The sequence below is a fragment of the Nocardia sp. NPDC005998 genome, from assembly GCF_040614395.1.
Taxonomy (GTDB): Bacteria; Actinomycetota; Actinomycetes; order Mycobacteriales; family Mycobacteriaceae; genus Nocardia.
Genome location: NZ_JBEXUI010000062.1, coordinates 21,261 through 34,332, shown reverse-complemented (window position 1 = coordinate 34,332; position 13,072 = coordinate 21,261). Strand labels below are relative to the sequence as shown.

12 protein-coding genes are annotated in these 13,072 nt (G+C 66.6%); 1 reads left to right on the top strand and 11 read right to left on the bottom strand.

Going from position 1 to position 13,072, the window contains the following annotated elements; all coding sequences use genetic code 11:
* Positions 1-500: 500 nt before the first annotated feature.
* The 9 genes from ABZ293_RS40015 to ABZ293_RS39975 all read right to left on the bottom strand — a co-directional run bounded on the left by ABZ293_RS40015 (position 501) and on the right by ABZ293_RS39975 (position 9,440).
* A complete protein-coding gene (locus ABZ293_RS40015) occupies positions 501-1,265 on the bottom strand; it encodes a hypothetical protein (protein WP_355189566.1) in 765 nt (254 codons plus the stop codon).
* 79 nt (positions 1,266-1,344) lie between these two features.
* Positions 1,345-2,913, bottom strand: a complete 1,569-nt coding sequence (locus tag ABZ293_RS40010) for a long-chain fatty acid--CoA ligase (RefSeq protein WP_355189565.1) — start codon at positions 2,911-2,913, stop codon at positions 1,345-1,347.
* Positions 2,914-2,959: 46 nt separating this feature from the next.
* Positions 2,960-3,619: a CoA transferase subunit B gene (locus tag ABZ293_RS40005; RefSeq protein ID WP_355189564.1), complete on the bottom strand. Its 660-nt coding sequence runs from the start codon at positions 3,617-3,619 to the stop codon at positions 2,960-2,962.
* Position 3,620: 1 nt separating this feature from the next.
* Positions 3,621-4,385: a CoA transferase subunit A gene (locus ABZ293_RS40000; protein ID WP_355189563.1), complete on the bottom strand. Its 765-nt coding sequence runs from the start codon at positions 4,383-4,385 to the stop codon at positions 3,621-3,623.
* Positions 4,382-4,984 (bottom strand): alpha/beta hydrolase, encoded by a 603-nt coding sequence (locus ABZ293_RS39995; RefSeq protein WP_355189562.1) that lies wholly within the window; start codon positions 4,982-4,984, stop codon positions 4,382-4,384. The genes ABZ293_RS40000 and ABZ293_RS39995 overlap by 4 nt, the downstream gene beginning before the upstream one ends.
* 24 nt (positions 4,985-5,008) lie before the next feature.
* Complete coding sequence (locus tag ABZ293_RS39990) at positions 5,009-6,349, bottom strand: MFS transporter (protein WP_355189561.1); 1,341 nt, start codon at positions 6,347-6,349, stop codon at positions 5,009-5,011.
* A 50-nt stretch (positions 6,350-6,399) separates the two neighbouring features.
* Positions 6,400-7,452: a 3-keto-5-aminohexanoate cleavage protein gene (locus ABZ293_RS39985; RefSeq protein WP_355189560.1), complete on the bottom strand. Its 1,053-nt coding sequence runs from the start codon at positions 7,450-7,452 to the stop codon at positions 6,400-6,402.
* Between the two features lie 47 nt (positions 7,453-7,499).
* Positions 7,500-8,393, bottom strand: a complete 894-nt coding sequence (locus tag ABZ293_RS39980; protein ID WP_355189559.1) for a TauD/TfdA family dioxygenase — start codon at positions 8,391-8,393, stop codon at positions 7,500-7,502.
* A 72-nt stretch (positions 8,394-8,465) separates the two neighbouring features.
* A complete protein-coding gene (locus ABZ293_RS39975; RefSeq protein WP_355189558.1) occupies positions 8,466-9,440 on the bottom strand; it encodes a quinone oxidoreductase in 975 nt (324 codons plus the stop codon).
* A 297-nt stretch (positions 9,441-9,737) separates the two neighbouring features.
* On the opposite strand from ABZ293_RS39975, the gene ABZ293_RS39970 reads away from it, so the two are divergent.
* On the top strand, positions 9,738-10,769 hold the full coding sequence (locus ABZ293_RS39970; RefSeq protein ID WP_355189557.1) for an AraC family transcriptional regulator: 1,032 nt from the start codon (positions 9,738-9,740) through the stop codon (positions 10,767-10,769).
* 6 nt (positions 10,770-10,775) lie between these two features.
* Here ABZ293_RS39970 and ABZ293_RS39965 read toward each other — a convergent pair whose 3' ends face one another.
* Together ABZ293_RS39965 and ABZ293_RS39960 are read right to left on the bottom strand one after the other, a co-directional pair.
* Positions 10,776-11,456 (bottom strand): MspA family porin, encoded by a 681-nt coding sequence (locus tag ABZ293_RS39965; RefSeq protein WP_355189556.1) that lies wholly within the window; start codon positions 11,454-11,456, stop codon positions 10,776-10,778.
* Between the two features lie 344 nt (positions 11,457-11,800).
* The gene (locus tag ABZ293_RS39960; protein ID WP_355189555.1) at positions 11,801-12,994 is read right to left on the bottom strand and encodes a helix-turn-helix domain-containing protein; all 1,194 of its coding nucleotides are present in this window, start codon (positions 12,992-12,994) and stop codon (positions 11,801-11,803) included.
* Positions 12,995-13,072: the final 78 nt, after the last annotated feature.

Genomic DNA, 13,072 nt, shown 5'->3' with positions numbered 1-13,072 from the left:
GTCGTCCTGGCGGGCGGGCCCATCACCTTGTTCTCCGCCATCCAGTACTTCTCGACCATCCTTGCGCCCTGCCCACCCGAACTCGCCCAGTGCAAAGACCCGGCACAGGCAGTGGTACCGGCGAAATAGCCGGCAGCGGTACAACTTCCGCACCTAACCGGTCGGTTCCGACACGAGTCGCCGCGGGAGTTCCACGGTGAACAGAGTGCTGTCGCTATTGGCAAAGGTCTCACCCGGACGAGGCCTGCGCTCACCGACGCTGGGTCTATGGCGCCGACTTCACCGGTGGCGGTCGGCCGGTGTGGTTGATCAGCGGTTATCCGCGCTGGTTTGTCAGTCCGATCACCTGGGTGGCTCGCCCGCTGACGGTGAAAGGCCGCGGCTAGCGACTTTCTGGTCGAGGCGAACATGTCCAGCCAACAGCCCAACGCGCTGGATCGGGCTCAGCACTGAGACCGCGCGCCCAGGTAGGGGGCCTGGGCGCGCGGTCTCAGTGGGGGCTATTTCGCGGGTGCGGCGGGTTGTGCCGGGTCTTTGCATGAGGGGAGTTCGGGCGGGCAGGGGGCGAGGATCGTGGAGAAGTACTGGATGGCGGAGAACAGGGTGATAGGCCCGCCCGCCAGGACGATTCCGGCCATGGATCCGACCGCGCCGAGAGTGGCCATGCCGAGCACGCAGCCGGCGACGGTGGCGCCGACGAAGGGCGCCAACAGGAATATGACCGGGCTGGAGATGGCGGCGCCGACGGCTCCGCCGGCCAGGCAGCCGACTCCGGCCCCGATGGCGGCTCCGACCACCGCGCTGACCGCGGCGCCGATGGCGGCGCGTTGGGCAAAGGCGCCCAACGCCTGCGCGTCGCGGGGTGTGAAGGATTCGGCCACCTGGGTGGCGGCTTGTTCGACGGTCACGATGTCGCTGGCAGCAATATGCGTGGCGGGTCGGCCGTCGTTTTTCGACGGTGTCAGGGTCGCGGTGGTGCCGTCGATGCTCGCGGTGATCGGATAGGCGGTGTCGTCGACGCGGTAGCTCAGCGGGATGGCGGCGACCGGTTGATCGGTGCGGTCGAACAGCACGAGCTGTTGATCGAGGTGGCGTAGTGTGCCGCCGCTGACGGCGAGGATCGCGGAGTCGCCGCTGCGGGTGACTTCGTAATGGACGGCGCTGGATTCGCCGTCTGTGGTGGGAGCGGCCTGTGCAGTTGCCGTCGTGACGGCCACGGCGGTGGCGGCCAGTGCCGCGGTAATGGATACTTTCCTCATCTTCATGGGTTTCCTCATCTTCGTTGGTGAGTAGGCAGTGTCGGGGTAGACGCGGACCGCGCCCGGTGAATGGCAGCCCGCTATGTCAAGACGCTGAATCGGCGTCCGCGAGTTTGCGTTTGAGGATCTTGCCGCTGGCCGTCATGGGCAGTGCGTCGGTGAATTCGATAACGCGCGGGTACTTGTAGGCGGCCAGCTGCTCCCGGCACCACGCGATGAGTTCGGATTCCGTTGTCGCGGAGCCGGTTTCGGGGACGACGTAGGCCTTGATCTCCTCGCCATACCGTCCGTCGGCGATTCCGATCACGGCGGCGAGGGACACCCCGGGGTGGGTGAGCAGCACCTCTTCGATTTCGCGTGGGTAGACGTTGAATCCACCGCGCACGATCATGTCCTTGGCGCGGTCGACGATGCAGAAGAAGCCGTCGGCGTCGCGGCGGGCGAGATCGCCGGTGCGGAACCAGCCGTCGCGCATGACTTCGGCGGTGGCTTCGGGCCGGTTGAGGTAGCCCTTCATGACGTTGTGACCGCGCAGCGCGATCTCCCCGATCTCGCCGATATCGGTGACAGTGTTCCAGTCCTGGTCGATGAGGCGGGCTTCGATGCCCCACACCGGGATTCCGATCGATCCGGCCCGAGGCTCGCGGTCCGGATCGGCGAATATCGCCAGCGGTGAGGTCTCCGACAGGCCGTAGCCTTCGAGGATCCGGACCCCGAATCGCTGGGCGAACCGGGACAGCATCTCGACGGGAAGCGCGGCGCCGCCGGAGATCACCTTGCGCAGGTTGCTGGCGATGCGGTCGACGGCGATCCCGTCGGTGTCGGTGTTGAGCAGCGCCCAGTACATGGTCGGCACGGCGGCGAAGAAGGTGACGTGCTCATCGGCCATCTGTCGCAGGGCGGTCGCGGCGTCGAAGCGCGGCATCAGTACCAGGGTGGCGCCGACCGACAGGCCCGCATTCATGTTGATCGTCTGGCCGAACGAGTGGAACAGCGGCAGCGTCACCAGGTGCACGTCCCGGCGTGCCGGGTTGTTGTCGAACAGGCGATTGGCGGTCAGCGCGTTCATGACCATATTGGCGTGGGTGAGTTCGGCGCCCTTCGGCTGTCCGGTGGTTCCGCTGGTGTAGAGGATGACCGCGGTGTCGTCGGGCCGCCGGGCGATGGTGTCGAACCGCTCCGGTTGTGCCGCGATGGCCCTGGCCAGGGTGTCGACATCGTCGTAGGGCGAGGGTGCGGCCGGGTCGGTGGTGATCAGGACCATGTCCCGGCAGCCCGGTGCGTGCTGGAAGCCTTCGTACCCGTATTCGCCCGTCGGCAGGTCGGCGGTGCCCGCGAAGCAGAAGAATACGTCGGCTTCGGAATCGGTGAGGTGGTAGGCGATTTCGCGGGGCCGCAAAAGGATGTTGAGCGGAACGACGACTGCGCCCGCTTTGAGGATGCCGTAGTAGATGATGGGGAATTCCGGCAGGTTGGGGCAGCAGAGGGCGACCTTGTCACCGGGTTCGATGCCGCGGCCGACGAGCAGGTTGGCGACCTGGTTGGCGCGGGTGTCGAGTTCGGCGTAGGTGAGGCGTTCGTCCCCGAGAACGGTGGCGTCGTCGGCTGGGCAGCGACGCGCGGTGTCCTCGAGCAGCACGGCGAGGTTCAGCACGGAAGGCCTTCGCTGGTAGTCGAAGTAGGGGGCAGGTGCGGGCGGTTCAGGAGGGCGTCACGGTGAGCGGGGCGGCGGTGGCGGCCCGGACGTCGTGCTCGGTGACGCCGGGCGCGCATTCGCGCAGCGCCAGCCCGGTGGGGATGACGTCGATGACGGCGAGATCGGTGATGATGCGGTGCACGACGCGTGCGCCGGTGAGCGGAAGCGTGCAGTGGGGCACGATCTTCGATGCGCCGGTCTTATCGGTGTGCTCCATGAGCACGATGACGCGGCGCGCGCCGTGCACGAGATCCATGGCACCGCCCATGCCTTTGACCATCCGACCGGGCACCATCCAGTTCGCCAGATCGCCGGTGGCGGAGACCTGCATGCCGCCGAGGACGGCAGTGTCGATGTGACCACCGCGGATCATGCCGAAACTCGTCGCGGAGTCGAAGAACGACGCACCCGCAACGGTGGTGACGGTCTCCTTGCCCGCGTTGATCAGGTCGGCATCGACCTCGCCGGGGGTCGGGTAGGGCCCGGTGCCGAGGATTCCGTTCTCGGAATGCAGGGTCACGTGCACATCGTCGGGCAGGTGGCCGGGGATCATTGTCGGCAGGCCGATGCCCAGGTTGACGTATTCCCCGTCGCGCAGCTCCCGGGCGGCGCGAGCGGCCATCTCGGTGCGGGTCCAGCCGAGAGTGGTTGTGACTGTGGTCATTTCAGCGCTCCTGGGCGAGGGTGTACTTCTCGATCTGTTTGGCCTGTGTTCCGGTGTGCACGATGCGGTCGACGAACAGGCCGGGCAGATCTACCCACGCGGAGTCGAGATCGCCTGCGGGAACCAGGTGTTCGACCTGAGCGATGCAGATGCGCCCGGCCGTGGCCGCCAGCGGGTTGAAGTTGCGTGCCGATTTGTTGAACACCAGATTGCCGGCGGTGTCGCCGATCACCGCGTGCACCAGCGCGAAGTCGGTGGTGATGGACTCTTCGAGCAGATAGCTCGCATCGCCCCAGCGGCCGCCGAAGGCGCGGATCTCCTTGGGCGGCGACGCGATCAGGACCGAACCATCGGGGTCGTAACGCCAGGGCAGTCCGCCCTCGGCAACAAGGGTGCCGATACCGGCCGGGGTGAAGAAGGCGGGAATGCCGGCCCCGCCCGCGCGCAGTTTCTCGGCGAGCGTGCCCTGCGGCGTCAGCTCGACCTCGAGCTCGCCGGACAGGTACTGGCGGGCGAACTCACTGTTCTCGCCGACATAGGAGGCGGTGATGCGGCGGATTCGCTTGGCCGCCAATAGAATTCCGAGTCCGTGTTGGTCGGTGCCGCAGTTGTTGGAGACCACCTCCAGATCCGAGGCCTCGCCCGCGGCGATGGCCGCGATGAGCGCATCGGGAATGCCGCACAATCCGAATCCGCCCACGGCCAGCGACGATCCGGAGGTGATGTCGGCAACGGCGGCCGCCGCCGAGTCGAAGACCTTGCTCATCCGGTGACCTCCGCGCCGGTCCCGACCTGGGCGGTCATATCGAGCAGTTCCCGCAGCAGCTCCTGCGCACGCGGCCAGTAGCCGTAGCCGGAGGCCGGATTGAGGTGGCCGACATCGCCGAGATCGATCAGGCGGCTGCCCCATGCCTCGGCCATCGCCGCCGCGCGCCGGAAGGCAGCGAGCGGGTCGGTGGTACTGGCAGCGACGATGCTCGGGAAGGGCAGCCGCTGCCACGGGGTGGGAGTCCAGCCGTGCGAGTGGAGTTCCTCGATCGACGGGTACCCCTGCGGCAGTGGTGCTTCGAAGTCCGGTGGGGTAGCCAGCAGCGCGCCTCGCACCGGCCGGGTCGCCTGCTGTGCCCAGTGCACGGTGGTCATGACGCCCGCGCTGTGTGCGACGAGGACGACGGGTCCGGCGATCTTGCCGAGCACGGCGTCGAGTGCGGCGACCCGTGCTTCCCGGCTGAGCTTGTCGTGTTCCAGGGGCGGTACCGTCTGCACCCGGTCGAGCCGGTCGGCGAGCATGGTCTGCCAATGGTCGTCCACATGGTCGCGCAGTCCGGGCACGATGACGACGGTCGGTTCGATGGTGCTGCTCATGTGTGCGGCACCTCCTTTCGAGAATCAGTGCGGGGCAGCGGGATTCAATGCGGCCAGCCTGCGCAGTCCGGCCGGGTAGGCGCGCTTGCCGAGAATCAGTGCGGCAATGGCGATGAGGTAGGTCAGCGGCGCCAGCTGCAGCGCGGCGGCGAGACCGAGGTGGTCGGCGAGCACGCCGACGACGAACGGCCCGAGGGCCAGGCCGAGCAGGCTATTGGCCAGGGTGAGGGTGCCGAAGGCCGAGGCCCGCACCGAGGGATGGGTGAGATTGGCGACCATGGCCGCGGTCGGTCCGGACGATCCGCCGGAGAACAGCGCACCGATGCCGATCAGAACCAGTTGCGGCGCACCGTGTTCCAGGCTGAAGCCGACGGTGAGACAGATCAGCGAGACCAGGCAGAACCCGATCGCGGTGGTCCATTTGCGCGACATATCGGTGCGGCCGACCCGGTCGGTGATGATCCCGCAGCCCACCATGCCCGCTCCGACCAGGAGCACGAATATCGAGGCGATCGCGCCCGCTTTGTCCGGGGCCAGGTCGTAGTAGCGGTTGAAGAAGCTCGGCATCCACGACAGCAGTACCGCGGCGGTGAAGATCTGCAGTGCGCTACCGAGGTAGGCGCACAGCACCGCCGGGTTGGTGAACAGTGTCGAGACCGGCGCGCGGAACCCGACGCCGCTCGCGTGCGGTGTGGGCGCCGGGTCCGCGGCGTGGCGGGCCAGCTTCGCATCGCTGATCAGGGTTCGGAACAGCGCGGCCAGGATCAGGCCGACTATTGCCATGGTGGCGAACGCCCAGCGCCAGCCGAACTGGACGGCAATGATGCCGCCGAAGGCGACGCCGAGGACCGATCCGAACGAGCCGCCTGCCATGAACGCGCCGCTCAGCGCGGCATGTACGCGCGGGGCGAATACGCTGAGCACCACCGCAATGCCGACGCTGCCGTAGGCGGCCTCACCGACCCCGACCAGGAAACGGGCGCCGAGCATCTGGTCGTAGCCGGTGGCCGTCGCGCACAGCACGGTGGCTGCGCTCCACAGCACCGCCATCAGAACCAGGCTGCGTACCCGGCCCCATCGGTCGGCCAACAGTGACAGCGGCAGCGTCAGCAGGCCGACCATGAGGGCAACGATGCTGCTGAGCGAGGCCAGCTTCGAATCCGACAGTGCCCATTCGGTTTTCAGGAACGGAAATACGGCGCTGAGAACCTGGCGTGACATGTAGTCGGCCAGTAGGAGGCCGAAGGCCAGGGTGAAGACGACCCACGGATAAACCCGGCGGGCTGTGGTGGTGCGGGTGGCCGCCAGGCCCGGGACGGCGGCAGGGCAGCCGTCCGTCCCGGTGGCGGTAGTGTGCAACTCCATTGGTGCTCCTACAAATCCGGTGCGCAGAGACGGTGTGCGCGCACCGGAGCTCAGGCGTGGTGGGTGAATCCGACCTGGCCGGGCTTGCGGTTGGGGGCGAAGCCGATCTTCGCCAACGTCTCGTCGGCATCGGCGTAGCGCTCGTCGAGCTGGTAGATCTCGCGCGCCTCCTTGCCGGTGGCGATCTCGCGGCCGAGTTCGTTCGCGACCCGGACCAGTTGCTCGATCTGCTGCACCGAGGTCATCTTCTGACCCTTGCGGCCCCACAGGGTGTCCTCGTTGCCGCAGCGCGCGTGCAGGCCCATGGCGATGGCCATGGTGTTGACCGGCAGGCAGCTGCGCATCAGGGTTTCCAGCGTGAGCACCGCGCCGTCCGGAACGCGGCGGATGAACTCCATCATGTTGTAGGGGTTCGGCCCGTCGAAGCCGCCGCCGATGCCGACCCAGGTCAGCATGAGCGGGCCGGTGTACACCCCGCGCCGGATCAACCGCTCAACGGTCTCCAGCTGCGGGATGCTGGAGAGCTGGAAGTGCGGCTGAATGCCGTTGGCCTGCAACCGCTTCAGGTGTTCGGCCACCCACGCCGGACCGGCCGGGACGACCATCTCACGGTAGGCCTCGTACACCTCGGGGCGGGTGAACGAGGTGCCTGCGATGTCGTCATCGGTCATCAGCTCGACGATGTTCATCTGGCTGGTGTTGATGGCGATGGTGACCTGGTCCGGCCTCGGGTCCAGCTCGGCGAGCATATGCCGGGCGTCATCGGACAGCCACTTGGCCTCCGCGCCTTCATCTTCCGGTGCGAAGGAGATAGAGCCGCCGACCTGGAGGATCATATCCGGCACCGCCTCGCGCAGGCGGCCGAGCAACTCGTTGAACTTCGACAGCCGCTTGGAGCCCTTGCCGTCGAGTTCGCGCACGTGGATGTGCAATACCGTGGCGCCGGCGTGGTAGCAGTCGACCGCGGCCTGGACATGCTCGTCCATGGTCAGCGGCAGATCCTCGCGGAAGTCGTCGAGTTCCCACTCCGGACCATAGGGGGCGGCGGTGATGACGAGCTTCTCCTGGTTCTCGGGGAACAGCGAATCGTCGTGGAAATGCATGAGAATTACTCCGATCGGTATCGAATCTTTTTTGGGGAGAAGAGAGTTCAGAAGGGGCGGTCGCCGATGATGCCGGCGCGCTCCATCTTTCGAACCGCGGGCCAGTAGTCCTGTACCGCATAGTGTTGGGTGGATCGGTTGTCCCAGATGGCGAAGCTGTTCTTCGTCCACCGCCAGCGCACCTGGTACTCGGGGATGGTGGCCTGCCGCATCAGGTAGTGCAGCAATTCCGCGGCCCCGGGTGCGTAATCGGCACCGAAGCGCACGTTCTCGGGTGTGTGGTAGTTGACCAGGTGGGTCGTGAAGGAGTTGATGAACAGGATCTGCTCACCGGTTTCTGGATGCGTGCGCACCACCGGGTGTTCGGCATCGGGGAAGCGCTGTGCGAGTTCGTGGCGCTTGTCCTCCGACAGGGCGGCTCCGAAGCTGGCCTCGATGCTGTGTCGCGCCCGCAGCCCCTGGATGCGGGTCTGCACATGTTCGGGCAGGCGACGGTAGGCCTCGACCATGTTCACCCAGATCGTGTCACCGCCCACCAGCGGCGTCTCTACGCAGCGCAGCACACAGCCCATGGGCGGGTTCGCCCGCCAAGTGGCGTCACAGTGGTAGGCGTTCTCGTAATGCTCGGGCGGGCTATCGAGGTCCTTGTAGATGCGGACCAGGCCCGGATGGTCCGGATCACTGCCCGCGACCGGATGGTCCTCCAGCTCACCGAAACGCCGTGCGAGAGTGACATGATCGGCGCGGCTGATGTCCTGGTCACGCACGAACAGCACCTTGTACTCGAGCAGCAAGGCACGCAGCTCGGCGAACAGTGTGTCGTCGTGCGCCGCATCGGCGAGGTCCACGCCGTGCAGTTCGGCGCCGATCGTGCAGGTCAACGGCCGGACGCCGATCGAACCTCGAATCGTTGAATCCGTAAGCGGGGCAATGGCTGTCATGATGAATCCTTCGTTGTGCCGGAATCCGGTACGGATGGCCGGGCGGGTGCGGAGAACCGAGATCGAGGAGTGTCAGAGCACGAAGACCGAGGAGCCGATGCTCCGGCCGGATTCCAGATCGTGGTGCGCCCCGGCGGCATCGGCGAGCGCGTAGCGCTGGTTGATGCCGATGCCGATCCGGCCCGCCGCGACGTGGTCGAACAGCTCGCCCGCCAGTTCGGCTCGTTCGGCCGGATCGGCGATGTAATCGGCCAAGGCGGGCCGGGTGACGAACAGCGAGCCCTTCACCGCCAGCTCCATGGCGTCGATCGGCGGCACCGGACCCGACGCGGTGCCGAAGCACACCAGCAGGCCGCGGCGGGCCAGCGCGTCCAGTGAGGACCGATAGGTGGTCTTGCCGATGCTGTCGTAGACGACCGGAACGCCGGTCCCGTCGGTGATCTCACGCACGCGGGTCGCGACATCCTCGCGGGTGTAGATGATCACGTGATCGCAGCCGTGCATCCTCGCGATCTCGGCCTTCTCCTCGCTCGACACCGTTCCGATCACCGTGACGCCCAGCAGTTTCGCCCACTGGGTGAAGATCAGGCCCACGCCGCCCGCCGCCGCGTGCAGCAGCACCGTGTCGCCGGAGCGCAGCGGATGGATGCGGCGCAAAAGATAGGCCGTGGTGAGGCCGCGCATGGTCATGGCGGCCGCGGTCTCGAAGGTGATCGCGTCCGGCAGCGCGAGCAGATGCTGGGCCGACATCACCCGCTCGGTGCTATAGGCGCCCAGCGGGCTGCCGGTGTAGGTGACCCGGTCGCCCGGCCGGAAATCGGTAACGTCCGGACCGACGTCCTCGACTACCCCCGCCGCTTCCACGCCCATACCGGCAGGTAGCGGCGCGGGGTACAGGCCGGTGCGGAAGTAGGTGTCGGCGAAATTGAGGCCGACCGCCTCGTGCCGGATGCGGACCTCACCGGGTCCCGGCGCACCCACCTCCACCTCTTCCCAGCGCAGCACGTCCGGGCTACCGGTCTCGTAGAAGCGAATAGCTTGTGCCACAGTGCATCTCCTTTCGACCGCACGCATCACGCGGGGGTGCGGTCGGCGGTCGGGTCCGACGGGATGTGTCCAGTGATTCGCCGTTGCGCGCCCCGAGCGGACGCCGACGGCTGCCGAACAATCGAGTGCGAGATGTCGACGGAAGAACCGAGCCGGGTGCGCTCACCGATCACGGTGTCTTCCGTTTTCACCGATCAACTCGCTGTGATAGGAACCACAGTAAGTCAGATCGAGGCTCGATGCTTATCCTTGCGGGACGGAAACCTATTCATATCGGGACATGGCGGAAGGGTCAGTGTGAAGCCGCTGGGGCGCTATGCCGCATTGCACGGTTATGTGGAACTCGGCAGGTCGCTCGGTCTCGATCCGGTCCGGCTCGTCCGCGAAGCCGGGCTGGATCCGGCCAGCCTCAGCCTGCAGGACCGCTGGGTTCCCGCCGCCGCAATCGCTGGCCTGCTCGAACGCTCGGCAGCCGAGGCACACTGCGAGGACCTCGGGCTCCGGCTCGCCGAGCGCCGCCGTTTCGCGAATCTCGGCCCGCTGAGCCTGCTCATCCGGGAAGAACCGAACGTCCGCAGTGCGCTGCGAGTCATGGCTCGGCATGAGCACATGTACAACGAGTCCCTGCACACCCGGCTGACCGAAAGCAATGGCATCGCCACGATTCGGCTCGCGCTGGATATCGGGCAGCCCGGCGAAACCCGGCAGGCCATCGAACTCGCCGTCGGCGTGCTCCACGGAATACTTCGTGGCTTCCTCGGAACCGGCTGGCAGCCGGTGGAAGTCCGATTCACCCACGCCGCGCCGCGCGAGATCCACCGCCATCACCGCATCTTCGGGCCGAACGTCGCGTTCGACCAGAACTTCAACGGAATAGTCACTTACACAACAGATCTCGACGCAAACAATGCGCTGTCGGACCCGCAGCTGCGCGCCTATGCCCAGCAGTTTCTTGGTCCGGCCCACATCGACCACACGGCAACGACATCGGACCGGGTGCGTGAACTCATCGAACTCATGCTGCCCACCGGGCGCTGTTCGATCGAACAGATCGCGCGCAGTCTCGGCGTCGACCGCCGCACCGTCCACCGGCAACTGGGCGCCGAGGGGCAGACCTTCACCGCGCTACTCGACGCCACCCGCGCCGAACTGGCGCAGCACCTGGTGGCGAATCGCCGGCACTCGCTGACCGAGATCGCCGAGATGCTGGCATTCTCCACGCCCAGCAACTTCTCCCGCTGGTTCCGCAACAGGTACGGCCGCAGCCCCAGGCAGTGGCGCGATGACAGGTCTCAGCGCAGCGGAGAAGATGGCGCCACGCTGCGTTAGCGTCTGCTAGAACACGAATTGTGTTCCATAGCCGGTTGTCTGGGCGGTTCCGCTGGCACCGTCGGCGCGCACGGTGACGAACGGCATGGCCGATGCGGGCGACGCGCATGCGCTGACGTTCAGTGGCGTGTTGGTATGGCCGAATGTATAGGGGAACGTCGCGTCCGGATCCAGGCTGGCCGCACCGATAACCACCGCCGTGACGGCCCCCGGTGCGAGGGTTACCTGGAGCGTTCCGGCGACACCGGCATTGACGGAAGCGTTCGGTTGAATTGCGAAAGTGACGCTGGGTGACGAGTCCATGCTCAGGGTCAACGCGGCCGACGGTGCGATACCCACGCTGGCGCCTACGGCTGGCGCAATCCCGAGGGTGATGCCGTTGGAGAGATCCACGGCGCAACCGACCACGTATCCGACCGCAATTTCACCGCTGCGAACGGATGGAACGCCGCTCAGCGATACCGAGTAATTTCCGGACACCTTCACCGCGTGCGCGAACGGGACTCCCACTGCGGTATCGCCCCCGGCCGGGAAAACATCGTTCCGGTCCACCGATGCGACGATGTGCATGCCACCGGAATCGACTTCTCCGGATTCCGCAATGGCGGGTGCGTTGGCAATACCGGTGGTCGTCGCCCCGACCATTGCGGTGAGCGCTGCAATACTTCTCAGATATCCCCTGGTCATAGCACTCCAGTCGAATAGTCACCGACACAGACTGTTCCGTTGAAACTAGATCGCTCGCGACACCGGGACTCGAAGTGTCCACCGGCGCAGGAGGTTCGATACGGGACCAGCACTCGAACCTTTCGGCAGACCCTACCGCGTCGACCGGACAATTGATCTCATCAGCCGCGTAACTCGCCCAGCTCGTCGACAATCCGGACATTTACGGGCGCGGCGCAGAATTGACAATCCCTATCCTGCGCTGCGATCGGGCGGTCGGTCCGATTCCTGGTGCTCGGTCCGACTGGAGTCGTTACCGGGCCAACGCGACTCGCTCCATCAACGTCTCGCTGCGTGGCAGTTGATCAGGCCGGATCCAGTCCCGCGAGTCGTGCCGCGGTCAGGGCAACGTACAGCTCGGCGGCGGCTTTCGGATCCGAGCAGCGGCGGTCGGTGAGGGTCTCGATGCGGCGCAGTCGGAAGTGGATGGTGTTGCGGTGGTAGTGCAGGCGTTGCGCGACTTCGGTATTGGAGCCACCGCATTCGAACCAGAGGGCGAGGGTGTCGAGGAGCGTGTCGCGTTCCTCGGGCGGCAGTTCCAGAACGGGGCCGAGAATATCGTCGGCCAGCTCCCGTGATGCGGACGGGGCGTGCGCGAGCACGAGCGGGATGGGGGTGCTGCCGTAGGCGGTGACGGTGGCGCTACCCGGTGGTGCACAACGTCCGGCGAGTTCCGCCTCGCGCAGCGCGGTACCGGCAGACCCGGCGGTCGGGAAGGGGCGGCTCAGACCGATGCGGCCCGTGGCATGGTCGCGCAACCGCGCGAGCACCCGCTCGAGAGCATGCGTTGCGGCCAGGCTGAGCAGGCCGATCCGGGCACCGGCTTCGCTGATCCAGATCGATTCGACGGACTCGGCGCGCAGTCGGTCCTCGATGCCGAACAGTGGCTCCATCAGGTTGGGATCGGCCTCGGCGTGCACCACGATGAAGTTGCCCAGTGGCGGGAGGTGAAGTGCGCGTGCGATATCGCGCTGGGTCGGATCGTCGGCATCGCCGTCGAGCAGCTTGCGCAGCATCGCCCGGCGTTCGGAATCGTCACGGCGGACACGTTCGGCCAGATAGTCGCCGTACGCATCGGCAGCCGCGCCCGAGTAGTCGTCGATGATCCGCCACATTTCCGAGCCGAGCTGCGGCAGCACATCGAGGCTCCGGCCCGTCGCCGTGACGAGTGCGCGTTCCCACAGCAACCGCCCGGCCAAGCGATACGCGTGCAGCACCGCGGCAAGGGGCACACCGAGTTCGGCCTTGAACCGGCCGACCACGGTAGCGGGTTGCAGTCGGCGCCCGATGCTTCCGGAGAGCTGGCCCAGCACGGCGACGAGGTTGTCGCGGACGACGAAACCCAGCTCGGAGTCGGTGAGAGCCGTTGATTCCGCGTAGGCGTGGTCGCCGGTGCGAATTCGGCCGACGAGCTCGGCGGTCAGCTCGTCGACCTCCGCCAGCAGCGTGCGGGCCACTGCGGCGGAATCATTCGCGGGTGGCTCGGTCAGCACGGTCATGGTCTCGATAGTAGGCATCCGCTCTGGATCGATTGTGTGCTGGAGCACAGTGGGCGGCCGGGATCGGCAAACCCGCGC